Below are 20,638 nucleotides of genomic sequence, written 5' to 3' on the forward strand. Positions count from 1 at the left end.
TCTTCCGCGCCTTCGACGACGCCGGCATCCAGATCCGTTCGCGCGAGTACTACTCGGTGGGCGGCGGCTTCGTGGTGGACGAGGAAGCCGCCGGGCTGGATCGCATCGTCGAAGACCGCACGCCGCTGCCCTATCGCTTCAAGTCCGGCAAGGAAATGCTCGCCCATTGCAGCGCCAGCGGGCTCTCCATCAGCGACCTGATGCGCGAGAACGAGAAGGCCTGGCGTACGCCTGAAGAAACCAGCGACGGCTTGATGAAGATCTGGCAGGTGATGCAGGACTGCGTGAAGGCCGGCTGCCGCAAGGAAGGCATCATGCCCGGCGGGCTCAAGGTCAAGCGCCGCGCCGCCGCGCTCTACCGCCAGCTCAGCGAGCATCCGGAAGCCAGCCTCAAGGACAGCCTGGCGGTGCTGGACTGGGTCAACCTCTACGCCCTGGCGGTGAACGAGGAGAATGCCAGCGGCGGCCGCGTGGTCACCGCGCCCACCAACGGCGCGGCGGGCATCGTCCCGGCGGTGCTGCATTACTACACGCGCTTCATCCCCGGTGCCAATGACGACGGCGTCGAGCGCTTCCTGCTCACCGCCGCCGCCATCGGCATCCTCTACAAGGAGAACGCCTCGATCTCCGGCGCCGAAGTCGGCTGCCAGGGCGAGGTCGGCGTGGCCTGCTCGATGGCCGCCGGCGCGCTCTGCGAAGTCATGGGCGGCACCCCGCAGCAGGTGGAGAACGCCGCCGAGATCGGCATGGAGCACAACCTCGGCCTGACCTGCGATCCGGTCGGCGGGCTGGTCCAGGTGCCCTGCATCGAGCGCAACGCCATGGGCTCGGTGAAGGCGATCAACGCCGCGCGCATGGCCCTGCGCGGCGACGGCCAGCACTTCATCTCGCTGGACAAGGTGATCCGCACCATGCGCCAGACCGGCGCCGACATGAAGAGCAAATACAAGGAAACCGCCCGCGGTGGGCTGGCGGTGAACATCATCGAATGCTGAAGAGCGCCCTCTCCCCAACCCTCTCCCGCACGCGGGAGAGGGGGCTTGTCTCCCCTCTCCCTGCAGGGAGAGGGGCCGGGGGAGAGGGCCGCCCCAACCCGCACTGACTTTGACTTTGGAGCCGTACATGACCGACCTCGCCCAAACCCCGCTGCACGCCCTGCACCTCGAACTCGGCGCACGCATGGTGCCCTTCGCCGGCTACGACATGCCGGTGCAATACCCCCTCGGCGTGCTCAAGGAGCACCTGCACACCCGTGCACAGGCCGGCCTGTTCGACGTCTCCCACATGGGCCAGATCATCCTGCGTGGCGCCAATGCGGCCCGGGCGCTGGAAAGCCTGGTGCCGGTGGACATCCTCGACCTGCCGGTGGGCATGCAGCGCTACGCCATGTTCACCGACGAGAACGGCGGCATCCTCGACGACCTGATGGTGGCCCGCCTGGCCGAGGACGAACTGTTCGTGGTGGTCAATGCCGCCTGCAAAGAGCAGGACCTGGCCCACCTGCAACAGCACCTGGCCGGCCAGTGCCAGATCGAGTCGCTGTTCGAATCCCGCGCGCTGCTGGCGCTGCAAGGCCCGGCCGCGGTGGAGGTGCTCGGCCGCCTCGCCCCGGCAGTGCGCCAGATGACCTTCATGCAGTTCGGCAGCGTGCGCCTGGAAGGCGTGGACTGCTTCGTCAGCCGCTCCGGCTACACCGGCGAAGACGGTTACGAGATCTCCGTCCCCGTGGCCCAGGCCGAAGCCCTGGCCCGTACCCTGCTGGCCCAGCCGGAGGTCGAGCCGATTGGCCTCGGTGCCCGCGACTCGCTGCGCCTGGAAGCCGGCCTGTGCCTCTATGGCCATGACATGAGCAGCGCGACCACGCCGATCGAGGCCAGCCTGACCTGGGCCATTTCCAAGGCCCGTCGCGCCGATGGCGCCCGTGCCGGCGGCTTCCCCGGCGCCGGGCGCATCTTCGCGCAACAGCGCGACGGCGTGACCGGCAAGCGCGTCGGCCTGCTGCCCCTGGAGCGCGTACCGGTGCGCGAGGGTGCCGAGATCGTCGACGCCGAAGGCGCCACCATCGGCCGCGTCTGCAGCGGCGGCTTCGGCCCCAGCCTGGGCGCGCCCGTGGCCATGGGCTTCGTCGCCGCCCGCCATGCGGCCCTGGACAGCGAGGTCTGGGCCCTGGTGCGCGGCAAGCGCGTGGCCATGAAGGTGGCCAAGACCCCCTTCGTGCCGCAGCGCTACTACCGCGGCTGAAGGCTGGTGCTTTTGTAGGAGCGAGCTTGCTCGCGAACAAAAGCTTCGCGAGCAAGCTCGCTCATACGGGAGTGTGACCTCCGTTCCATAGGGCTGAACCATGAATTCCAGAGAAACAGCGGCCAAGATCGAAGTGGGCGTGAAGCTGCGTGGCGCCGAGAAGGTGGCGCGCATCCCGGTGAAGATCATTCCAACCGAAGACATCCCGCGCAAACCCGATTGGATCCGCGTGGAAATCGCGGCATCGCCCGAGGTGGCGCGGATCAAACAACTGCTGCGCAAGCACAAGCTGCACAGCGTCTGCGAAGAGGCTTCCTGCCCGAACCTGGGCGAGTGTTTCTCCGGCGGCACCGCCACCTTCATGATCATGGGCGACATCTGCACGCGCCGCTGCCCCTTCTGCGATGTCGGCCACGGCCGACCGAAGCCGCTGGATCCGAACGAGCCGAAGAACCTCGCGGTGGCGATCGCCGACCTGGGCCTGAAATACGTGGTGATCACCTCTGTGGACCGCGACGACCTGCGCGACGGCGGTGCCCAGCACTTCGTCGACTGCCTGCGAGAGATCCGCCAGCTGTCTCCGGGCATCCAGCTGGAAACCCTGGTGCCGGACTACCGTGGACGCATGGACGTGGCCCTGGCGATCACCGAGCAGGAGCCGCCGGATGTGTTCAACCACAACCTGGAAACTGTGCCGCGCCTGTACAAAGCCGCGCGCCCGGGTTCGGACTTCGAGTGGTCGCTGGACCTGCTGGAGAACTTCAAGCAGCGCGTACCGCAGGTGCCGACCAAGTCCGGCCTGATGCTCGGCCTGGGCGAGACCGACGAGGAAGTGATCGAGGTGATGCAGCGCATGCGCGAGCACGAGATCGACATGCTCACCCTCGGCCAGTACCTGCAGCCCTCGCGCAGCCACCTGCCGGTGCAGCGCTTCGTCCACCCGGACACCTTCGCCTGGTTCGCCGAGAAGGGCACCGAGATGGGCTTTTCGAACGTCGCCTCCGGCCCCTTGGTGCGTTCCTCCTACCATGCCGACCAGCAGGTCCATGGGCGGAAGATCGGCTGATCGGCAGTGAAATGAAAAAAGGCGACCTGAGGGTCGCCTTTTTTATTGGCGACGTGTCGGAGCGTGCGCTTTTCCTGTGGGGGCGAATTCATTCGCCAAGCAGGTCGAAGACCTGCCATCGATAGTCCGTGTGGAGCACGACATCCCTTACCCCCAGCCCCCGCCCTGCGCCCCGGCCTGATCGCTTCGCGCTCAGTCGCTCATCGGCACCGGAAGCGGTGCCTCCGAAAGCGTGCCTCTTCGCCCCGGAGGGAGAGGAGTGACGCGCGCCTGCGCCGTCGTGCCCCTCTGTGGGTGTGAATTCATTCGCGAACGCAGGACGCAGTCCTGCCCCTCGGACCCCCTTGGCCAATGAGTTCGCCCCTACATCGCCAACCCAGATATGTGCATCGGCGATTGTGGATGTAAGGCCTTTCCGGGCCGTTCCTATACTGGCCCGCCGCTGCCGAAAGGGCGGCGCACCAGCACTTCTATGACTGTTCCAGGCGGATGTGACTCGCCAGGGAAGAGGCAATAAAAAGATCAATACAGCCGATATAGAAAGGTACCCCATGAAAATTTCTGTGAAAGCGCACCCGGCCCCGCCGGGCGCCGAGCTCCCCCGGGCGAGCAAGGACTATCTGCTGATCGTGGTCAGCGTCGTTTCCATCTTCCTCACCGTGATCGCCCTGGCCGCCTTCCCGGCTCGTTCTGAACAGGTGGCCAGCCAGCTCTTCCAGTCCGCCACCGACCTGCTGTCCGCCCCCGTGCTGGTGATCTTCCTGGCCTTCGTGGTGGGCTCACTGTTCATCATCTTCAGCAAATACGGCAATATCCGCCTCGGCTCCGGCAAGCCCGAGTTCAAGACCATTCCCTGGATCTTCATGTTCATCTGCGCGGGGCTCAGCTCGGCCACCCTCTACTGGGGGCTGGTGGAGTGGGCCTACTACTACAACACCCCCGGCCTCTACCTCCCTGCGCGCAGCCCCGAGGCGCTGGACATGAGCATCGCCTATGCCTTTTTTCACTGGGGTTTCGGCACCTGGGCCTGCTACGCGGTGGGCGGCATGGCCATGGCCTACTACTACCATGTGCGCAAGCACGACAAGTTGAGCCTGGCCGGCATCATCGAGGCGGTCACCGGCCTCAAGGCCAGCGGGCCGGCGGGGCGGCTGATCGACATCCTCTTCCTGATCGGCACCTTCGGTGGGCTGACGGTGACAATGGTCGTCACTACCCTGACCTTCTCCAACGGGCTGTCGAACCTTACCGGCCTGCCGAATACCTTCGCCATGCAGGCAGGCATCGTGCTGCTGATCGCCAGCATCTTCTCCCTGAGCTCCTATATCGGCCTGGAAGGCGGCATGCAGCGGCTGGCCAGCATGGTCTGCTGGGGCGCACTGTTCTGCGCCCTGGCGGTGCTGGTGGTGGGTCCGACCGGTTTCATCGTGAAGAACACGGTCAATGGCGTTGGCCTGATGCTCTCCAACTTCCTGCACATGAGCCTGTTCACCGACCCGGCCGGTGACGGCGAATTCACCCGCAACTGGACGGTGTTCTACTGGTTCTGGGCCATCTCCTACACGCCAGCGGTGTCCATCTTCGTCGCCCGGGTGTCCCGTGGCCGTACCCTCAAGGAAGTGTCCGCCGCGTTGCTGCTGGGCGGCAGCGTGAGCTGCTGGGTCATCTTCGGCAGCCTGAGCGGCTATGGCATCGACCAGCTGTTGCAAGGAACCCTGGACGTGCCGGCCATAGTCGCCAGCCAGGGTGGCGAGGTGGCCATCACCCGCCTGCTGGACGGCTTCCCCATGTCCGGCCTGGCGACTGCCTTCTACCTCTTCGTGATGGTCATCTTCCTGGCTTCCCACATGGACGCCTCGGCCTACACCGTGGCGGCCACCACCACCCGCAACCTGCCGGAAGGCCGTGATCCTTCACCTTTCCTGCGCCTGTTCTGGTGCGTGATGCTGGCGCTGGTGCCGCTGACCATGATCGCCAACCAGATTTCCCTGAAGACGGTGAAGACCTCGGTGATCCTTACCTCCATTCCCTTCCTGTTCCTGCTGGTGGTGATGGCCTACGGCTTCGTCCAGTGGCTGTACCGCGACTACCGCGACCGCAGCAACGAGGAAATCGAAGCCGAATCACGGCGGCTGGGGGACGAGGGCACTGCGCGGGTAACCGAATGCCCGGAAGGGGCTGCCCCAAACCTCGCCGGTGCGGCGCAGCCTTGAGCGCATATGCCATCAGCACGCGCGCTTAGACCTTAATCGGCTCAGGGAGGGCGATGACCTGCCTTGCCCACCGGCTTGCCGCAGCCATACTCCAGGCCTGACCCCCAAAAAACTGCAAATAATGCCCCCTGGCCCCGATCGGGGCTGGGGATTCCGTTCGTGCAACTGGAGCCCCCACTTTCCCCGGATTTCACCGCGAGCACGACCTGCTGTCCTTTTTGCTGGGAAAAACGAAGAAGGAGAGGCCAGCCCGCAATCATGCTTCCTGAACAAGAGGACGATTGCCATGCGCTCGACAAAGAATATTCTGGTCGCCATCCCCCCAAACCCCGACAGTCCGGCCCTTGGCCGTGGGCGCCAGCTCGCCCTCAAGCTCGGCGCGACCCTCGACTTGCTGGTTTGCGACGCCCATGAGGACCAGGCCGATTTTCTCGCCCAGCAGCTGGCCAGCCTGCGCGAGGCGGGTGTGCAAGGTCGTGGCGAGCAAGCTCGTGTGGAGTTCGGCCAGGCGAGCAGCGCGGTGCTGAAGGCCTGTCGTGAGCTGGGCTGTGATCTGGTGGTCAAGGAGCACCAGCGCGCCGCGCGGTTCAGTCAACTTCTGATGACTCCCGATGACTGGCAGTTGCTGCGTCAGGTACCCACACCCCTGTTCCTGATCAGGAACAGCCGGCCCTGGGAGGACGGCACCATCCTGGCCGGCATGGACGTCGAACATCACGATGGCGCGCACGTCGCCTTGCAGGGCAACGTGATGGAGCATGCCAGCGAGCTCTGCCGCCTGTTCGACGCCAAGTTGCACGTCGTCAGTGCTTATTCGTCGGTTCGTCTGCCCCAGGCCGACCCAAATCAGTCCATTGAACAGGCCGCTGCCAACCATTGCCGCGACCAATGCCAGTGGTTCCTGGAAATGTACGAGCTGCCTGGGTATCGCGTGCATATCGGCGAGGGTCCGGCCAAGGCCCTGATTTCGCAGATCGCCCACGAGTTCGAGGCGGTCCTCACCGTTCTGGGCACGGTCGCCCGCCACGGTGTGATGGGTGCGCTGGTCGGCAATACGGCAGAGGCGGTGCTGGATCGCCTGGAAGGCGACCTGCTCGTGATCAAGCCAACGACGGCCCAGGTCGAGGAACCCGTGCCGAGGGGGCATCGCGCCGCCTGACCGAAGCGCCTGCAAAAACGCCCTCCGACAGGGAGGGCGTTGTGCGTTGCAACGAAAGCCTCATGGATTCGGTGCATGGCTCCCGAGAAGTCCGGTGCCAGATTTCCTGGCGCGCTTGGCCATGCGTTTTTCCTGGGCGGTTTTCAGAGGCTTTTTCTTCGCCTCGCGTTTCGAGTCGAGACCTTTGCTCATGACGTTTATCTCCGAGAGAGGGGGATGGGTCAGCGCATCCTTGCCTTGGAGCGCTCTTTGGCCATTACCACCTCCTGGGCTGCACGAGCCTGTGAAATGCGAAGCTGATGAAAAAAAGCATAGCCGGGCCGCGGCGGCTTGCACGGCGCGGCAAATCCTCGACTGCTTAACACTTCATGCGCCAGGCGGTGACAGCGCCGGGCGACGGCCGCATCATGTGTAGTCAACGCTGGACGGCAGTAGAGAGTCCCATGCCCGAACTTCTGGTCTATGCCGCGCAGTCCATCACCGGCTGTGTGCGCGCGCACAACGAAGACGCGCTGCTCTGCGCCCCCGACCTGGGGCTCTGGGCCGTGGCCGACGGCATGGGCGGCCACCAGCGCGGCGAGGTGGCCAGCGCGGTCGCCGTCGCCGCCCTGCGGGATGCCGTGGCCGCCGGCCAGGACCTGGAGGCGGCGGTGCAGGCCGCCCATCGGGCCGTGGTGACGGCGGCGTCCGGCTCCGGCATGGGCACCACCCTGGTGGCGGTGCGGTTCGCGGGGGCTGACTTCGACCTGGCCTGGGCCGGCGACAGCCGGGCCTACCAGGTGGGCGCCGACGGCATCACCCGCCTGAGCCACGACCACAGCCTGGTGCAACTGCTGGTGGACGCCGGCGAGCTGACCCCGCAACAGGCCCGCCGTCATCCGCGGCGCAATGTGGTGACCCAGTGCCTCGGCCAGGTCCACCAGGCCCTTGAAGTGGGGCGCGTACAAGGCACGTTGGCGCCCGGCGAGCTGTTGCTGCTGTGCAGCGACGGCCTGACCGGCGAGCTGGACGATGATCTGATCCAGGCGCAATGCGCCACGGTCGAAACCCTGGAAGACCTGGTGGCACAGCTGCTGGCACAGGCGTGCGATGCGGGAGGGCGGGATAATATCTCCTGCATCGTGATCGGCATGGCATTGCCTGAAACCACTTTGGCGACAAACAGGTCCAATTCGTTCCTGAGCCGGTTACTCAAATCCCGAAGACCCTGAATCCATGAACGACAATCTGCTTGAAATACCTGGCTACCTTGTGCACGGCCGCCTGGGCAAGGGCGGGATGGCGGAGGTCTATCTCGCCACCCAGGAGTCCCTCAACCGCAAGGTCGCGGTCAAGGTACTGGACAAACTGGATGACGAGGCCTATCGCGCCCGCTTCATCAAGGAGGCGCGTATGGTCGCCTCCCTGCATCACCCCTCCATCGTCACCATCCACGACATCGACCAACTAACCGACGGACGGTATTACCTGGCCATGGAGTTTCTCGCCGGGGGCGACCTTGGCCGCTACAAGGGCCAGGTGCTGGAGCCCATGGAGGCTTTGCGCATCGTCCAGCAGATCGCCAGCGCCCTGGCGGTGGTGCATGACAAGGGCCTGGTGCACCGTGATATCAAGCCGGCCAATATCCTCTTCCGCGGCGACGGCACCGCAGTGCTCACCGATTTCGGCATTGCCAAGGACCTGGCGCTGGACAGCGAGCTGACCCAGTTCAACGTGGCGGTCGGCAGCCCGGCCTACAGCAGCCCGGAGCAGGCACAGTGCCAGCCGCTGGATGCGCGCAGCGACATCTATAGCCTGGGTGTGATCCTGCTGGAGCTGCTGACCGGTGAAAACCCCTTTCGCGGCGCCAGCTACGCCGAAACCGTGCTCAATCACGTGCAGATGGACCCGCCATTGCTGCGGCGGGCTCTGGACGATTATCAGCACCTGATCGACCGCATGCTGGCCAAGGACCCGGACGAGCGCTTCGCCGATTGCCATGTGTTGCTGGACAGCCTGGCCGACCTGTTGGACCTCAATCTCGACTTCACGCGCATCGGACCGGCCGCGATCCTGGACCAGCCGGTGAAGACACCGAAGACACCGAAGACACCGAAGACACCGAAGACACCGAAGACACCGAAGACACCGAAGACGCCGAAGACGCCGAACGCGCCGAACGCGCCGGTGGCTCGCCGCCGTTACCGTGGCCTGCTCTGGGGACTGGCCGGGGTCCTGCTGCTGGCGATCTCCACCGGCGGCGGCTACTTCGTCGTACTGCAGATGAAGATCGCCGACCTGCTGGAGCTGGGCGAACAGCGCCTGGCCGAAGGCAAGCTGGGGGAGCCGGCCGGCGACAATGCCGACTTCTACTTCCATGAGGTGCTGCGCCTGGACGACGACAACGCCAAGGCCGGCGACGGCCTGCAGCGGGTGCTCGCCGCGCGCATCGCCGGCGCCCTGGCGCAGGCCGCCCAGCGTCTGGCCGAAGACCGTTTGGTGCAGCCGGAGCAGGACAACGCGGTGTACTACTACCAGCAGGTGCTCGCCTGGGCGCCGGACAACCAGCAGGCCCAGGCAGGATTGGGACTGGTGGCGCAGCGTTTCATCGACCTCAGCGAAGAGGCCTATCGCCAGCGCGAGTTCGCTTTGGCGCTGGAGTACATCGAGACCGGCCTGCAGGTGGCGCCGCAGAACCAGACCCTGCTCGAACTCCAGGCCGTCCATGAGCAGCGGGTACAAAAGGCCGCGCGGGTTGTGTCGAACCGGCCATCCGCCAAGGCGCAGGCGAAGCAGCCGGAGCAGACCAATCCGGTCAAGCGGCTGTGGAATCGCCTCTTCAACTAACTGCCAACTGCAGCAAGGTCAACCGAGGAGGCAAGTGGCTACTATTGCGTGGTGCCCTGCCTCCAAGGAACCCACATGCTCAGGATCCACTTCGCGGATAACCGCCAGGCGCCCGTCTGGCTGGTGGACGAACGCTTCACCATCGGCCAGGACAGCCGCAACAGCCTGGTCCTGGCGGAACCGCAGATCAGCCCCTTCCATGCGGAAATCCGCCAGGACCACGGCCAGTACTACCTGAGCGACTGCGGCACGCCGGGCGGCACCTTCGTGAATGGCGAGCGCATCGGCGCGCGCTTCCAGTTGCGTGCCGACGACCGTGTGCGCATCGGCCAGCTGGAGCTGCTGCTGGTGGACCCGGCCAGGGCCAGGCCCAAGGCCGAGATCGCGCCGCGTTGGTACCTGCAGGTGATCAAGGGCGAACATGAGGGGCAAAAGCACCACATCACCGGCTCCATGACCTTCGGTCGTTCGGTGAAGTGCGAGCTGTGCTTCAGCGACCTGGAATTGTCGCGCCGGCACTGCGAGTTCTTCCTCAAGGACGATGTGCTGGAAGTCAAGGACCTGGCCTCGGCCAACGGCGTGTTCGTCAACCAGCAGAAGGTGTCCAATGCCGTGCTGCAGCCCGGCGACCAGGTGTCCATGGGGTCGGTGACCCTGCTGGTGATTGGCCCCAAGGTGGCGGCGCCCCAGGCCGTGGACGAGGACGCCACGCTGTTCATGCCGATGCTCCAGCTGCCCAAGTCCACCCAACCCCGGCCCGCTGGCCGCCAGCCGGCGGCCAATCCATTGCGCGCGGCGGCGCAGAAGAACCCTGCGCCAGTCGAAGTGGCACGGCCGTCGCCCAACAGGCTTCTGCTCGCCCTGCTGGTGCTCGCCATAGCCGTGGCCGCGGCCCTGGCGGCCAGGACCATGTTCTAAGGCCCGGAGCCTGTAGCGGTGAGTTTGTGAAGCAGGGCGTTGTCCAGTCCCTTTTCTACCGCAGGAGGAGAGAACTCATTCGCGCAGCGCTCCCTCGGCCTTACGCCTCTATGCCAAACACCTGCGCCAGATGCGCTTCATATCGAGCCACATCCGCCTCGATATTCGGTCGCTTCATCACGTCCACGCAGAGGAAGGTCGGCAGGGCGCTCATGCCGAGGAACTGGTTGGCCTTGTGGAAGGGGAAGTACACCGCGTCCACGCCCTTGGCCTCGAAGAAATCGGTGGGGTCGTCGAAGGCCTGCTGCGGTGCATTCCAGGTCAGCGACAGCAAGTACTGCTTGCCCTGGATAAGGCCGCCGCTGCCGTACTTCTGCGAGGCGTCCGAGCGGGTGCGGCCGTCGTTGGCGTAGAGGCTGCCGTGGCCGGCGGTGAATACTTCGTCCAGGTACTGCTTCACCGTCCAGGGCGCGCCCATCCACCAGCCGGGCATCTGGTAGATCACCACATCGGCCCAGAGGATCTTCTGCACCTCTTCGGCAACCTCGTAGCCGCCATCAATACGGGTTTCCTTGATGTCGAAGCCGGCACGGTCGAAGAAGGCCAGGGCGGCCTCGTGCAGCGTGGCGTTGTAGCGGCCATCGGAGTGGGCAAACTGCTTACCACCGTTGAGCAACAGGACTTTCTTCATGGCTGGGAGCCTCCGCAAATTGATGTGGCGGCAGACTACCGGCCGAGCCCTGCTGGAAAAACAGCCCGGGGCGCAATTGATACTTGCTGGAAAGTCACTAATTTATCGATTTGCCTTGCGGTAAGGTTGATAAAGCATCAACTACCAGCGGACACCTGAGCATGACCCAAGCCTACGGCTTCATCCTTCACGCCCACACCAGGCCCGAGAAGTCCGACGAGTTCGAGGCGCTGTTCCGCGCCTACGTCGAACCCAGCCGGGCGGAGGAGGGCTGCATCGAATATCACATGCTGCGCGACGCGCAGGACCCGACCCTGTTCATCTTCTACGAGGTCTGGCAGAGCCGCGTCCACCTGGATGTCCACAGCGCGCTGCCGCACATGCGCCGCTTCCACGAGAACCGCATGGACTACCTGCGCCGCGACTTCGAGATACGCGAAATCGAAATGCTCAGCCGATCCCGAGCCACGGGACGGTAGGAGCGAGCTCGCTCGCGAAGCTGCCGTACCCCCGTTCGCCAACGCCTACAGACCGGCCCGCAGCAGCCGCAGATACTCCGGGCTCTCGCCGATATCGTTGTGCCCCGCGCCGGCTATCACCTCCACCCGCGTTACGCCGGGCTTGAACTGGCGAATGAGCTTCTCGGTGCTCCAGCGCGGGATCACTTCGTCGTGCTCGGCGGCGATGACCAGGGTGGGCACCGTGATGGTCGGGGCATAGCGCCAGGATTCGTACTTGTCGTGCAGCATCCAGCGCACCGGGAAGATCGGGAACTGCCGCTGGGCCAGTTCCAGGATGCTGTTATAGGGCGTGACCAGTACCAGACGCGAAGCGGGGCGCTGGCTGGCCAGGCGGATCGCGACGCCGCTGCCCAGGCTGCGGCCGACCAGGGCGACCTCGGCATGCAGGGCCCGCACCTTGTCGAACAGCGCCAGGGCGTCGTGCTGGATGGCGTCTTCCGTCGGCTTGCCGGTGCTGTCGCCAAAACCCCGGTAGTGAAGGAGGTAGAGGGCATGGTCCGGGAATGCCTCGGCAAACGAGGGCAGGCTGCGCGACACATCCTCGGCATTGCCACCGAAATAGATCAGCGCCTTGGCGCTGGCCAGCGGGCGCACAGTGACGGCGATCTGCTGGTCCGTCACCGGTAGCATCAGCAGCCGCTCGGGGCCGCCGATGGCGCGGGGCTGGGGGAAGTAGATCAGCGAGCGCTGGAACAGGAGCAGCGCCAGGCACAGTCCCAGGTAAAGGGCGGCGGCCAGCAGGACGACACCGATCAGGCTGCGCGTCATGGCGTCAGAGGCGGCGAACGTCGGCCGGCGGGTTGAACGGGTACTCGATCAGGTCCGCCTCGAAGCGGACGGCGCCGCAATGGCGGCTGCCGTGACAGGTCCTGAGCATGGGGCATTCCCTCCCTGTGGCCGGGGCGGCTGCGCCCCGGCACGTTTCATAACCATAGGTTCAGAACGCGGAACGGACCACGCCACCGTCCACCCGCAGGGCCGCGCCATTGGTGGCCGACGAGGCTTCGGAGCAGACGTAGACCACCAGGTTGGCCACTTCCTCGGGGCTGGCGAAGCGCTTGAGCAGCGAGCTGGGGCGTGCCTTCTCGAAGAACTCCTTCTCGAAGTCCTGGAAGGGCTGGCCGCCGGACAGCTTGGCGACGAAGTCGCCGACGCCTTCGGAGTTGGTCGGGCCGGGCAGCACGGCATTGACCGTCACCCCGGTGCCGGCGCAGCTCTCGGCCAAGCCGCGGGACAGCCCGAGCTGGGCGGTCTTGGTGACGCCGTAGTGGATCATCTCCACAGGAATCTGGATGCCGCTCTCGCTGCTGATGAAGACCACGCGGCCCCAGTTCATCCGTTTCATCCCCGGCAGGTAGGCGCGGGTCAGGCGCACGCCGGACATCAGGTTGACCTCGAAGAAGCGCTGCCAGTCCTCGTCCGGGATTTCCTCGAAGGGCTTGGGATCGAAAATGCCCAGGTTGTTCACCAGCACGTCCACCGCCGGGTAGCGCCCGGTCAGCGCCTCGATCTGCCGCGGGTCGGAAAGGTCGCCGGCGTAGCCTTCGGCCTTGGCATCCGCTTGCCCGGCGCGCAGGCGGGTGAGGGCGTCGTCCACCGAGGCCTGGGAGCGACCGTTGATGATCACCCGCGCGCCTTCCCGCGCCAGCCCCCGGGCAATGGCGAAGCCGATGCCCTTGGTCGAGCCGGATACCAGGGCGAGCTTGTCTGTGAGTTTGAGGTCCATCGATTCAGTCTCCGCTTGGAAAAGGGCGGCGCGGACAGCGGCGCGCCGGTCAGCCAAGGAATGGGTATAGACCCCTCGGCGGGTATGGCCAGTTTCGCGGCGCCATCGGCCCAGTCTTTCCTAAGCTGAATGGGCATGCACAAGCGAGGTGGCCCCATGGAACGCAAGCACGATCTCGAGACCTACAAGCACTTCAAGAAACAGCACCCGGCGTACTTCCAGGCGGTGGAAACCCTCGGCGCCGTGGTGCGCCAGGCCGGCCCGCTGGACGAACTCAGCCTGCAGCTGATCCAGCTCGCCGCCGCGGCGGCCATCCATTCGGAAGGCGCCGTCCACAGCCACACCCGCCGCGCCCTGGAAGCCGGTGCTACCCCTGAACACATCCACCACGCCCTGTTGGCGCTTACCAGCACCATCGGCTTCCCCACCGTGGTTGCCGCCCTGAGCTGGGCGGGGGACGTGCTGGAGAACAAGGAATAGGGCGCGCGGTGCGTTGCACTTCGTCGGACTCAGCCCAACCTACGGACTACGGGGCGGGCGAGCCCGCCACCTCCGGCTCCTGCTGCTGCAGCAGCCACATCTGCGCGTAGCTGCCGCCGGCTTCCAGCAGCTCGCGGTGGGTGCCGCTTTCGATCACCCGGCCGGCGTCCAGTACCAGGATCTGGTCGGCGTCCATCACGGTGGAGAGGCGGTGGGCGATGACCAGGGTGGTGCGGCCGACCTGGATACGGTCGAGGGCGGTCTGGATGGCCTTTTCCGACTTGGAGTCCAGCGCCGAGGTGGCTTCGTCGAAGATCAGGATGGCCGGGTTCTTCAGCAGAGCGCGGGCGATGGCCACGCGTTGTTTCTCGCCGCCGGAGAGCTTGAGGCCGCGCTCGCCCACCGGGGTGTCGTAACCGTCGGGCAGGCGCTGGATGAAGTCGTGGATATGCGCGGCGCGGGCGGCGGCTTCCACCTCTTCGCGGCTGGCCGAAGGGCGGCCGTAGCTGATGTTGTAATAGATGCTGTCGTTGAACAGCACGGTGTCCTGGGGAACGATGCCGATGGCGCCGCGCACCGAGGCCTGGGTCAGTTCGCGCAGGTCATGGCCGTCGATGCGGATATGCCCGGAGTCGATGTCGTAGAAGCGGTAGAGCAGGCGGGCGAGGGTGGACTTGCCCGAACCCGAATGACCGACCACCGCCACCGTGCCGCCGGGCGGTATCTCGAAGTCCACGCCATGGAGGATTTCCCGGCGCGGGTCGTAGCCGAAGTGCACCTTCTCGAAGCGCACGCGGGGCCGGGTGGACAGCAGCGGCGTGGCACCGGGCGCGTCCTGCACGTCCTGGCGTTCGTCCAGCAGGCCGAACAGGCGCTCCATGTTGGTCAGCGCCTGCTTCACCTCGCGGTACATCATGCCCAGCACGAAGAGCGGCGCGGAGAGTTGCAGCAGGTAGGCATTGACCAGCACCAGGTCGCCAATGGTGAGTTCGCCGCTGACCACCCCGGCCGCGGCGCGCCACATCATGGCGGTGACACCCAGCGCGACCACGGCGGTCTGGCCCAGGTTGAGCAAGGCCAGGGACTTGGTGGCCTTGACCTTGGCGTTCTCCAGGTGGCGCAGGTTCTCGTCGTAGCGCGCGGACTCGTGGGCCTCGTTGTTGAAATACTTGACCGTCTCGTAGTTGAGCAGCGAGTCCACCGCCCGCTCGTTGGCACGGGTGTCGGCCTCCACCGCGGCGCGGTAGTAGCGGGTGCGCCACTCGGTCACGCCGAAGGTCCAGACGCCGTAGGCCAGCAGCGTGCCCAGGGTGATGAAGGCAAAGCCCCAGTCATAGGCCCAGACCAGCACCACGGTCACCAGCAGCACTTCCAGCAAGGTCGGCACTATGGTGTAGAGGGTCCAGTCGAGCAGTTCGGAGATGGCGCTGCCGCCACGCTCCACGTCGCGGGCCACACCCCCGGTGCGCCGGCCGAGGTGGAACTTCAGGCTCAGCCCATGCAGGTGTTCGAACACCTTCAGGGTGATCTGCCGTGAGGCCCGCGCCATCACCCGGGCGAACACCACCTGGCGCAGTTCGGTGAACAGGGTGACGCCGATGCGCGAGGCGCCATAGGCCAGCAGCAGCCCTATCGGCAGCACCAGCAGGCTGGGCTCGACATTGAGCTGGTCGACGATGTGCTTGAGGGCGATGGGGACGTAGAGGTTGACCAGCTTGGCGACGAAGATCAGCCCCAGCGCCAGGGCAATGCGGCTGGTGTAGGGCTTGAGGTAGGGCAACAGCGTGGCGATCACGGCGGCATCGCCACGGGTGCCGGCCTTGCGCGCGACGGGCGCGGCGCCGGCGTTCTTGTCGCCGGCCGCGTCCTGCGGGTCCGGCTGGTTATCGAGGGGCGTCATTGCCCACCTGCCTTGTGCGAAGAGTGTCCGGCGACATTACTCCACTCCGGGGAGCGGAGTAATGTCGCCGGACCAGGCGCTATGCTTGTGTCTTCCAGCCGGCGCCACGCTCCGGCACCGGCAACAGGCAAAGGAGAGCGTCATGGCAGTTCATCTGGATCATCTGATGGTGCCGGCGCGCGACAAGGTGGCGTCGGCGCGCCTGCTGGCCGACCTGCTCGGAGTGCCCTGGTCGGAGAGCGGCATCGGTCCCTTCGTGCCGGTGTACCTGAATGACGGCCTGACCCTCGACTTCGACCAGTGGGGCGACCCTTTCCCGCTGCTGCATCTGTGCTTCCGGGTGGACCAGGATGAGTTCGACGCCATTCTCGGGCGCATCCGGGCCGCCGGCATTCCCTACCGCAGCAATGTGCACGGCCCGGTGGATTACCGCATCGACACCGAACATGGCGGCAGCATCGTCTACTGGAACGAGCCGGATGGCCACCAGTGGGAGTTGCTGACGGTCAGCTACGCGCGCCGGGAATAGGCGTTCAGTCGAAGTCCGCCGCCAGGGCCCGGTGCTGTTCGTCGCTCAAGCGGACGGACAAGGGCAGTTCCGCCAGGGTCGAGGCCAGGCTCACGGCCGCGCCCGCCTTCCAGGCGCTGATCTGCGTGGCTGTAAGCGCGAAACGCAGGAAGTGCACGGCGGAGGTCTTTTCCTCGTTGCTGCGCGGCATGTCCTCGTCTGCGATGGCGACCACCGGTGCCTGGTCGTCGACGGTCAGCTCGATGGCATGTTCGATGCCACGCAGGCGCGCCAGTTCGCGCCGGCGCTGCTCCACATCGGGGAACTCCAGCATCAGGGTGGCCCTGAGGTCGTCGCCACCGGGAATCAGTGGGTTGTAGGCGTCCAGCTCGTCCTGGATGGCCTCCGCTTCGAATATGCGTTCGATGCGCAGCATTTCCTGCACCTGGTACTGGATGCTCAGGCGGTCTTCGAAGATCAGCGTCAGGTACTCGCCGATGTAGACGGTGCGCGCCTTCTTGTGGGTGATGGCGCGGGCGCGGAATTCCGAGCGCCGCACGGCGTAGTTTTCCAGGCTGAGGAGGTCTTCGCGGGCGAGTGGTTTCATGGGCTCGGGCTCATCGGTCAGATGCCATAGGCCTTGCGCAGCAAGCTCAAGGGATGCTCCGCCGCTGGGTGGTTGTCCAGGCCGTGGGCGATGTGGCCGCCGGCCATGGGACAGTCGCTGGTGAAGTGCTCGGGCTGGGCAGCGGCCACCTGTTTTTCCACAGGACGCGCCAGCTTGCGCGAGAGAGCGTAGGTCTTGTGCTTCACGCCATAGGTGCCGTCGTGGCCGGAGCAGCGTTCGAGGGTGAGGATTTCCGTGCCCGGCACCAGTTGCAGCACCTCGCGGGTCTTCGGGCCGATCTTCTGCACCCGCTGGTGACAGGCCACCTGCCAGGCGACCTTGCCCAGTGGCACCTTGAAGTCGGTATTCAACAGGCCGGCGCGGTGGCGTTCATAGAGGTATTCGAAGGGGTCGAAGAAGCGCTCGCGCACCAGCGCCACCTCATCGTCGCCGGGAAACATCAAGGGCAGCTCCTGCTTGAACATCAGCACGCAGGAAGGCACGGCGGCGATCAGGTCCCAGCCCTCGCGCGCCATCCGCGCCAGCACCGGGATATTGAACGCCTTGAAGCGGCGCACGCTTTCCAGGTCGCCGAGCTCGAGCTTGGGCATGCCGCAGCAGCTCTCCCGCTCGACCAGGCGGGTGGGAATGGCGTTGTGCGCCAGCACGGCGGCCAGGTCCTCGACTATGCCCGGATCGGAGTGGTCGCAGTAGCAGGTGGTGAAGATGGCGACCTTGCCACGGGTACGCCCGGCGACCTCGGAGGCGCCGGCGCCGTCCAGGGCCTTCAGCCGCTTGCGCGCGCTGGGAGACTGGTAGCGGGGCACCCGCGCCTGGGCATCCACATCCAGCGCTTTCTCCAGCAGCTTGCGCGCGGTCGGATTGCGGTTGGCGGCATTGACCGTCTGCGCCACCACCGGGATGGAGGCCAGCCGCCCGATCGCCCGCGTGCTGGAGAGTATCCGCGCCGACAACGGCGCACCGTGCTCGCGGAAGTCCACCGCCTTGGCGCGCAGCATCAGGTGCGGGAAATCGACGTTCCAGGGGTGCGGCGGGGTGTAGGGGCATTTGATCTGGTAGCACAGGTCGCAGAGGTAGCACTGCTCGCTGACTTTCGGAAAGTCGGCCTTGGCCACGCCGTCGACTTCCAGGGTTTCGGAGGCGTCCACCAGATCGAACAGCGTGGGGAAGGCGTGGCACAGGCTGACGCAACGGCGGCAGCCGTGGCAGATGTGGAATACGCGTTCCTGCTCGGCTTCGAGCGCGGCACGCTCCCAGAAGCCCGGACTTTCCCAGTCGAGCGGGTGGCGCGTGGGGGCCTCGAGGTTACCCTCGCGGGTGCTTTCCGTCGGCGTGGCCATGGTTTTCTCCCGCAAACCGCCGGCGGTCGCAGGCTACTTCCAGCGGAGCCGCCAGCGATGGGCTATCAGGCGGCCTGGTCGTGCAGTTCGTTCAGGGCCTTCTGGAACCGGTTGGCGTGGGAGCGCTCGGCCTTGGCCAGGGTTTCGAACCAGTCGGCGACTTCGTCGAAACCTTCCTCGCGCGCGGTCTTGGCCATGCCCGGGTACATGTCGGTGTACTCATGGGTTTCGCCGGCGATTGCGCTCTTGAGGTTCAGGTCGGTTCCGCCGAAGGGCAGGCCGGTGGCCGGATCGCCGCACTGTTCCAGGTATTCCAGGTGGCCATGGGCGTGGCCGGTTTCACCTTCAGCGGTGGAGCGGAACACGGCGGAAACGTCGTTATAGCCTTCAACGTCGGCCTTGCCTGCGAAGTACAGGTAGCGCCTGTTGGCCATGGACTCGCCGGCAAAGGCGTCCTTCAGATTCTGTTCGGTCTTGGAACCTTTCAGCATGCTCATGACATCACCTCGTGCGTGGGGCTGAGAGGGAAATGCAGGAGACGGCCTTACGGTCGTGACCTTAGTAAGCCTAATCCCGCCTGGCCAGCAGCCATATAGATATTTCGCATCGGTATGATTGAGGGGCGCTATAAGCCGGGAGCTGCAGAGGTCCGTGGAGGGGAAGGCCTTCACGCCATCGGCGGCAGACGCCGCTTCACCGGGGTCTTCTTGACGATGGCGGTGCTGGTTTCCGCGTAGCTGTTGATGCGGTCGAGCAGGGTGTCGAGCTGTTCCATGGAACGCACGCACATGCGGGCGATGAAGCAGTCGTCGCCGGTCACCTTGTCGCACTCGGTGAACTCCGGGATGCCCTGAATCTGCCGTTCCACCTCCTGCAACTGGCCCGGCAGGGGGCGTATGCGGACGATGGCCTGGAGCTGGTAGCCGAAGGCCTTTGGGTCCACCTCCACCGTGTAGCTCCTGAGTACACCGCGCTCCTCCAGCTTGCGCAGGCGTTCGGCGACGCTGGGGGAGGAGAGTCCGCTGATCTGTGCAAGGGCCTTGAGGGAGCGCCGGGAGTCTTCCATCAGTGCGGATATCAGCAGCTGGTCGATGTCATCGGTCATGGTTGCCTCGTTAGGTGAATATGGAAGGATGCCTTGATAGTAAAGGTAGATGGTAATTTTCACCTTTGCTTGATGATGGAGTTGCCCTGATTCGGCTCGTCATACTGTGCCCCATACAGAGGAGCCCCATCATGGACAAATCGATACAACGCGGTTCGTTGGAAATGGTCGCCGCCATGCTCATCTCCGGGACCATCGGCTGGCTGGTCATGCTCTCCGGCCAGTCGGTGCTGGATGTGGTGTTCTGGCGCTGCCTGTTCGGCGCGGCGACGCTGCTGGTGATCTGCGTGCTGATGGGCTTCCTGCGGCCCGGCATCCTGACCCGCACCACCTTCCTCCTGGCGGTGCTGAGCGGCGTCGCCATAGTCGGCAACTGGGTGCTGCTGTTCGCCTCCTATTCGCGAGCTTCGATTTCAATCGGCACGGCGATCTACAACGTCCAGCCCTTCATGCTGGTGGGCCTGGCGGCGCTCTTCCTCGGCGAAAAGATCACCGCGCAGAAGTTGTTCTGGCTGGCGGTTTCCTTCGCCGGCATGCTGGCCATCGTCAGCGCCCATGGCGGGCAGGGCGAGAGCGGCGGCGACTACCTGGCGGGCATCGCCCTGGCCCTGGGTGCGGCGCTGCTCTATGCCATCGCGGCACTCATCATCAAATGGCTGGGCGGTGTGCCGCCGCACCTGATCGCGCTGATCCAGGTTTGCACCGGCGTGCTGCTGCTGGCGCCGCTGGCCAACTTCTCCAGCCTGCCGCAGGGGAGCGATGCCTGGTCCATCCTGCTGACCCTCGGCATCGTTCATACGGGCGTGATGTACGTGCTGCTCTACGGCGCGATCCAGAAGCTGCCGACGGCCCTGACCGGCGCGCTGTCCTTCATCTATCCGATCGCGGCGATCTTCGTCGACTGGTTCGCCTTCGGCCATCGCCTCGATCTGCTGCAGTGGGCGGGCGTGGCGGCCATCCTGGTGGCGGCGGCGGGAATGCAGCAGGGCTGGGGGTTCAGCGTGCGCAAGGTGGCGCGGGCCCAGTGAGGCATCGATGAGCGACGCAGGACGCGACGACCGGAGCCGGGCTTCCGGTCGTCCGCCTTACTCAATGCAGGTGCTGCGACGCGTCGCCGAACTGGCGATGCGCCGCGCTCAGGCGTTCCAGCTCGCGGCGCACCATATTGGCGAACTCGGGCGGCTTGAGCTGGTACAACTCGGTGGCGACCCAGGCCAGCCAGCGAGGGCCGAGAGCCTCGCATTGCGCCAGCAGGCGTAGCGCCTCGAGGCGAGCCCGCTCGGCGTGTTCCTGGTGGAACTGCCGGCGGCTCATGG

Annotated in this window: 22 protein-coding genes; 12 read left to right on the plus strand and 10 right to left on the minus strand. The window is 65.6% G+C overall.

What is annotated here, in order from left to right:
* The 5 genes from E8F12_RS00905 to E8F12_RS00925 all read left to right on the plus strand — a co-directional run.
* A partial coding sequence (locus E8F12_RS00905; RefSeq protein ID WP_280323373.1) for an L-serine ammonia-lyase occupies positions 1 to 995 on the plus strand: 995 nt, incomplete at its 5' end.
* Between the two features lie 127 nt (positions 996 to 1,122).
* Positions 1,123 to 2,241 carry a glycine cleavage system aminomethyltransferase GcvT gene (gene gcvT, locus E8F12_RS00910; protein WP_280323374.1) on the plus strand — a complete coding sequence of 373 codons (1,119 nt, stop codon included), beginning with the start codon at positions 1,123 to 1,125 and terminating at the stop codon, positions 2,239 to 2,241.
* A gap of 100 nt (positions 2,242 to 2,341) precedes the next feature.
* Positions 2,342 to 3,307, plus strand: coding sequence for a lipoyl synthase (gene lipA / locus E8F12_RS00915; protein WP_280323401.1), 966 nt, complete (start codon positions 2,342 to 2,344; stop codon positions 3,305 to 3,307).
* A gap of 551 nt (positions 3,308 to 3,858) precedes the next feature.
* Positions 3,859 to 5,520, plus strand: a complete 1,662-nt coding sequence (locus E8F12_RS00920) for a BCCT family transporter (RefSeq protein ID WP_280323402.1) — start codon at positions 3,859 to 3,861, stop codon at positions 5,518 to 5,520.
* Positions 5,521 to 5,806: 286 nt separating this feature from the next.
* On the plus strand, positions 5,807 to 6,679 hold the full coding sequence (locus E8F12_RS00925; protein WP_280323404.1) for a universal stress protein: 873 nt from the start codon (positions 5,807 to 5,809) through the stop codon (positions 6,677 to 6,679).
* A 60-nt stretch (positions 6,680 to 6,739) separates the two neighbouring features.
* Here the strand turns inward: E8F12_RS00925 and E8F12_RS00930 are convergent, their stop codons facing one another.
* Positions 6,740 to 6,871 carry a hypothetical protein gene (locus E8F12_RS00930; protein WP_280323405.1) on the minus strand — a complete coding sequence of 44 codons (132 nt, stop codon included), beginning with the start codon at positions 6,869 to 6,871 and terminating at the stop codon, positions 6,740 to 6,742.
* Positions 6,872 to 7,122: 251 nt separating this feature from the next.
* On the opposite strand from E8F12_RS00930, the gene E8F12_RS00935 reads away from it, so the two are divergent.
* The 3 genes from E8F12_RS00935 to E8F12_RS00945 all read left to right on the plus strand — a co-directional run bounded on the left by E8F12_RS00935 (position 7,123) and on the right by E8F12_RS00945 (position 10,423).
* Positions 7,123 to 7,890 (plus strand): protein phosphatase 2C domain-containing protein, encoded by a 768-nt coding sequence (locus tag E8F12_RS00935; RefSeq protein WP_280323406.1) that lies wholly within the window; start codon positions 7,123 to 7,125, stop codon positions 7,888 to 7,890.
* A 4-nt stretch (positions 7,891 to 7,894) separates the two neighbouring features.
* Positions 7,895 to 9,505: a serine/threonine-protein kinase gene (locus tag E8F12_RS00940; RefSeq protein WP_280323407.1), complete on the plus strand. Its 1,611-nt coding sequence runs from the start codon at positions 7,895 to 7,897 to the stop codon at positions 9,503 to 9,505.
* A gap of 75 nt (positions 9,506 to 9,580) precedes the next feature.
* A complete protein-coding gene (locus E8F12_RS00945) occupies positions 9,581 to 10,423 on the plus strand; it encodes an FHA domain-containing protein (RefSeq protein ID WP_280323409.1) in 843 nt (280 codons plus the stop codon).
* Between the two features lie 100 nt (positions 10,424 to 10,523).
* Here the strand turns inward: E8F12_RS00945 and E8F12_RS00950 are convergent, their stop codons facing one another.
* Entirely contained in the window at positions 10,524 to 11,114 is a 591-nt protein-coding gene (locus E8F12_RS00950; protein ID WP_280323410.1) for an NAD(P)H-dependent oxidoreductase, read from the minus strand.
* A gap of 161 nt (positions 11,115 to 11,275) precedes the next feature.
* On the opposite strand from E8F12_RS00950, the gene E8F12_RS00955 reads away from it, so the two are divergent.
* Complete coding sequence (locus E8F12_RS00955) at positions 11,276 to 11,593, plus strand: putative quinol monooxygenase (RefSeq protein ID WP_280323411.1); 318 nt, start codon at positions 11,276 to 11,278, stop codon at positions 11,591 to 11,593.
* Between the two features lie 45 nt (positions 11,594 to 11,638).
* Here E8F12_RS00955 and E8F12_RS00960 read toward each other — a convergent pair whose 3' ends face one another.
* Entirely contained in the window at positions 11,639 to 12,403 is a 765-nt protein-coding gene (locus E8F12_RS00960) for an alpha/beta fold hydrolase (RefSeq protein WP_280323412.1), read from the minus strand.
* A gap of 169 nt (positions 12,404 to 12,572) precedes the next feature.
* Positions 12,573 to 13,361 carry an SDR family oxidoreductase gene (locus E8F12_RS00965; RefSeq protein WP_280323413.1) on the minus strand — a complete coding sequence of 263 codons (789 nt, stop codon included), beginning with the start codon at positions 13,359 to 13,361 and terminating at the stop codon, positions 12,573 to 12,575.
* A gap of 156 nt (positions 13,362 to 13,517) precedes the next feature.
* Between E8F12_RS00965 and E8F12_RS00970 the strand changes: the two genes are divergently transcribed.
* Positions 13,518 to 13,841 (plus strand): carboxymuconolactone decarboxylase family protein, encoded by a 324-nt coding sequence (locus E8F12_RS00970; RefSeq protein ID WP_280323414.1) that lies wholly within the window; start codon positions 13,518 to 13,520, stop codon positions 13,839 to 13,841.
* A 46-nt stretch (positions 13,842 to 13,887) separates the two neighbouring features.
* Here the strand turns inward: E8F12_RS00970 and E8F12_RS00975 are convergent, their stop codons facing one another.
* The gene (locus tag E8F12_RS00975) at positions 13,888 to 15,741 is read right to left on the minus strand and encodes an ABC transporter ATP-binding protein/permease (protein WP_280323415.1); all 1,854 of its coding nucleotides are present in this window, start codon (positions 15,739 to 15,741) and stop codon (positions 13,888 to 13,890) included.
* Between the two features lie 142 nt (positions 15,742 to 15,883).
* Between E8F12_RS00975 and E8F12_RS00980 the strand changes: the two genes are divergently transcribed.
* On the plus strand, positions 15,884 to 16,270 hold the full coding sequence (locus E8F12_RS00980) for a VOC family protein (RefSeq protein ID WP_280323416.1): 387 nt from the start codon (positions 15,884 to 15,886) through the stop codon (positions 16,268 to 16,270).
* 4 nt (positions 16,271 to 16,274) lie between these two features.
* On the opposite strand, the gene E8F12_RS00985 is transcribed toward E8F12_RS00980, so the two are convergent.
* The 4 genes from E8F12_RS00985 to E8F12_RS01000 all read right to left on the minus strand — a co-directional run bounded on the left by E8F12_RS00985 (position 16,275) and on the right by E8F12_RS01000 (position 19,322).
* Positions 16,275 to 16,856, minus strand: a complete 582-nt coding sequence (locus tag E8F12_RS00985; RefSeq protein WP_280323417.1) for a DUF3501 family protein — start codon at positions 16,854 to 16,856, stop codon at positions 16,275 to 16,277.
* Positions 16,857 to 16,873: 17 nt separating this feature from the next.
* Positions 16,874 to 18,217 carry a heterodisulfide reductase-related iron-sulfur binding cluster gene (locus E8F12_RS00990; RefSeq protein ID WP_280323418.1) on the minus strand — a complete coding sequence of 448 codons (1,344 nt, stop codon included), beginning with the start codon at positions 18,215 to 18,217 and terminating at the stop codon, positions 16,874 to 16,876.
* Positions 18,218 to 18,282: 65 nt separating this feature from the next.
* Positions 18,283 to 18,714 (minus strand): rubrerythrin family protein, encoded by a 432-nt coding sequence (locus E8F12_RS00995; protein ID WP_280288569.1) that lies wholly within the window; start codon positions 18,712 to 18,714, stop codon positions 18,283 to 18,285.
* Positions 18,715 to 18,884: 170 nt separating this feature from the next.
* Positions 18,885 to 19,322: an Lrp/AsnC family transcriptional regulator gene (locus E8F12_RS01000; protein ID WP_280323419.1), complete on the minus strand. Its 438-nt coding sequence runs from the start codon at positions 19,320 to 19,322 to the stop codon at positions 18,885 to 18,887.
* 131 nt (positions 19,323 to 19,453) lie between these two features.
* On the opposite strand from E8F12_RS01000, the gene E8F12_RS01005 reads away from it, so the two are divergent.
* Positions 19,454 to 20,350: a DMT family transporter gene (locus E8F12_RS01005; RefSeq protein WP_280323420.1), complete on the plus strand. Its 897-nt coding sequence runs from the start codon at positions 19,454 to 19,456 to the stop codon at positions 20,348 to 20,350.
* Between the two features lie 61 nt (positions 20,351 to 20,411).
* Here the strand turns inward: E8F12_RS01005 and E8F12_RS01010 are convergent, their stop codons facing one another.
* Positions 20,412 to 20,636 carry a hypothetical protein gene (locus E8F12_RS01010; RefSeq protein ID WP_280323421.1) on the minus strand — a complete coding sequence of 75 codons (225 nt, stop codon included), beginning with the start codon at positions 20,634 to 20,636 and terminating at the stop codon, positions 20,412 to 20,414.
* Positions 20,637 to 20,638 lie beyond the last annotated feature (2 nt).

It is taken from the genome of Pseudomonas sp. BN102 (assembly GCF_029871245.1).
In the GTDB taxonomy this organism is placed as follows: domain Bacteria; phylum Pseudomonadota; class Gammaproteobacteria; order Pseudomonadales; family Pseudomonadaceae; genus Metapseudomonas.

Bases quoted from the DNA above. Each gene is read 5' to 3' on its own strand.
- gcvT (WP_280323374.1), top strand. From the start codon at position 1,123: ATGACCGACCTCGCCCAAACCCCGCTGCACGCCCTGCACCTCGAACTC.
- lipA (WP_280323401.1), top strand. From the start codon at position 2,342: ATGAATTCCAGAGAAACAGCGGCCAAGATCGAAGTGGGCGTGAAGCTG.
- E8F12_RS00920 (WP_280323402.1), top strand. From the start codon at position 3,859: ATGAAAATTTCTGTGAAAGCGCACCCGGCCCCGCCGGGCGCCGAGCTC.
- E8F12_RS00925 (WP_280323404.1), top strand. From the start codon at position 5,807: ATGCGCTCGACAAAGAATATTCTGGTCGCCATCCCCCCAAACCCCGAC.
- E8F12_RS00930 (WP_280323405.1), bottom strand. From the start codon at position 6,871: ATGAGCAAAGGTCTCGACTCGAAACGCGAGGCGAAGAAAAAGCCTCTG.
- E8F12_RS00935 (WP_280323406.1), top strand. From the start codon at position 7,123: ATGCCCGAACTTCTGGTCTATGCCGCGCAGTCCATCACCGGCTGTGTG.
- E8F12_RS00940 (WP_280323407.1), top strand. From the start codon at position 7,895: ATGAACGACAATCTGCTTGAAATACCTGGCTACCTTGTGCACGGCCGC.
- E8F12_RS00945 (WP_280323409.1), top strand. From the start codon at position 9,581: ATGCTCAGGATCCACTTCGCGGATAACCGCCAGGCGCCCGTCTGGCTG.
- E8F12_RS00950 (WP_280323410.1), bottom strand. From the start codon at position 11,114: ATGAAGAAAGTCCTGTTGCTCAACGGTGGTAAGCAGTTTGCCCACTCC.
- E8F12_RS00955 (WP_280323411.1), top strand. From the start codon at position 11,276: ATGACCCAAGCCTACGGCTTCATCCTTCACGCCCACACCAGGCCCGAG.
- E8F12_RS00960 (WP_280323412.1), bottom strand. From the start codon at position 12,403: ATGACGCGCAGCCTGATCGGTGTCGTCCTGCTGGCCGCCGCCCTTTAC.
- E8F12_RS00965 (WP_280323413.1), bottom strand. From the start codon at position 13,361: ATGGACCTCAAACTCACAGACAAGCTCGCCCTGGTATCCGGCTCGACC.
- E8F12_RS00970 (WP_280323414.1), top strand. From the start codon at position 13,518: ATGGAACGCAAGCACGATCTCGAGACCTACAAGCACTTCAAGAAACAG.
- E8F12_RS00975 (WP_280323415.1), bottom strand. From the start codon at position 15,741: ATGACGCCCCTCGATAACCAGCCGGACCCGCAGGACGCGGCCGGCGAC.
- E8F12_RS00980 (WP_280323416.1), top strand. From the start codon at position 15,884: ATGGCAGTTCATCTGGATCATCTGATGGTGCCGGCGCGCGACAAGGTG.
- E8F12_RS00985 (WP_280323417.1), bottom strand. From the start codon at position 16,856: ATGAAACCACTCGCCCGCGAAGACCTCCTCAGCCTGGAAAACTACGCC.
- E8F12_RS00990 (WP_280323418.1), bottom strand. From the start codon at position 18,217: ATGGCCACGCCGACGGAAAGCACCCGCGAGGGTAACCTCGAGGCCCCC.
- E8F12_RS00995 (WP_280288569.1), bottom strand. From the start codon at position 18,714: ATGAGCATGCTGAAAGGTTCCAAGACCGAACAGAATCTGAAGGACGCC.
- E8F12_RS01000 (WP_280323419.1), bottom strand. From the start codon at position 19,322: ATGACCGATGACATCGACCAGCTGCTGATATCCGCACTGATGGAAGAC.
- E8F12_RS01005 (WP_280323420.1), top strand. From the start codon at position 19,454: ATGGACAAATCGATACAACGCGGTTCGTTGGAAATGGTCGCCGCCATG.
- E8F12_RS01010 (WP_280323421.1), bottom strand. From the start codon at position 20,636: ATGAGCCGCCGGCAGTTCCACCAGGAACACGCCGAGCGGGCTCGCCTC.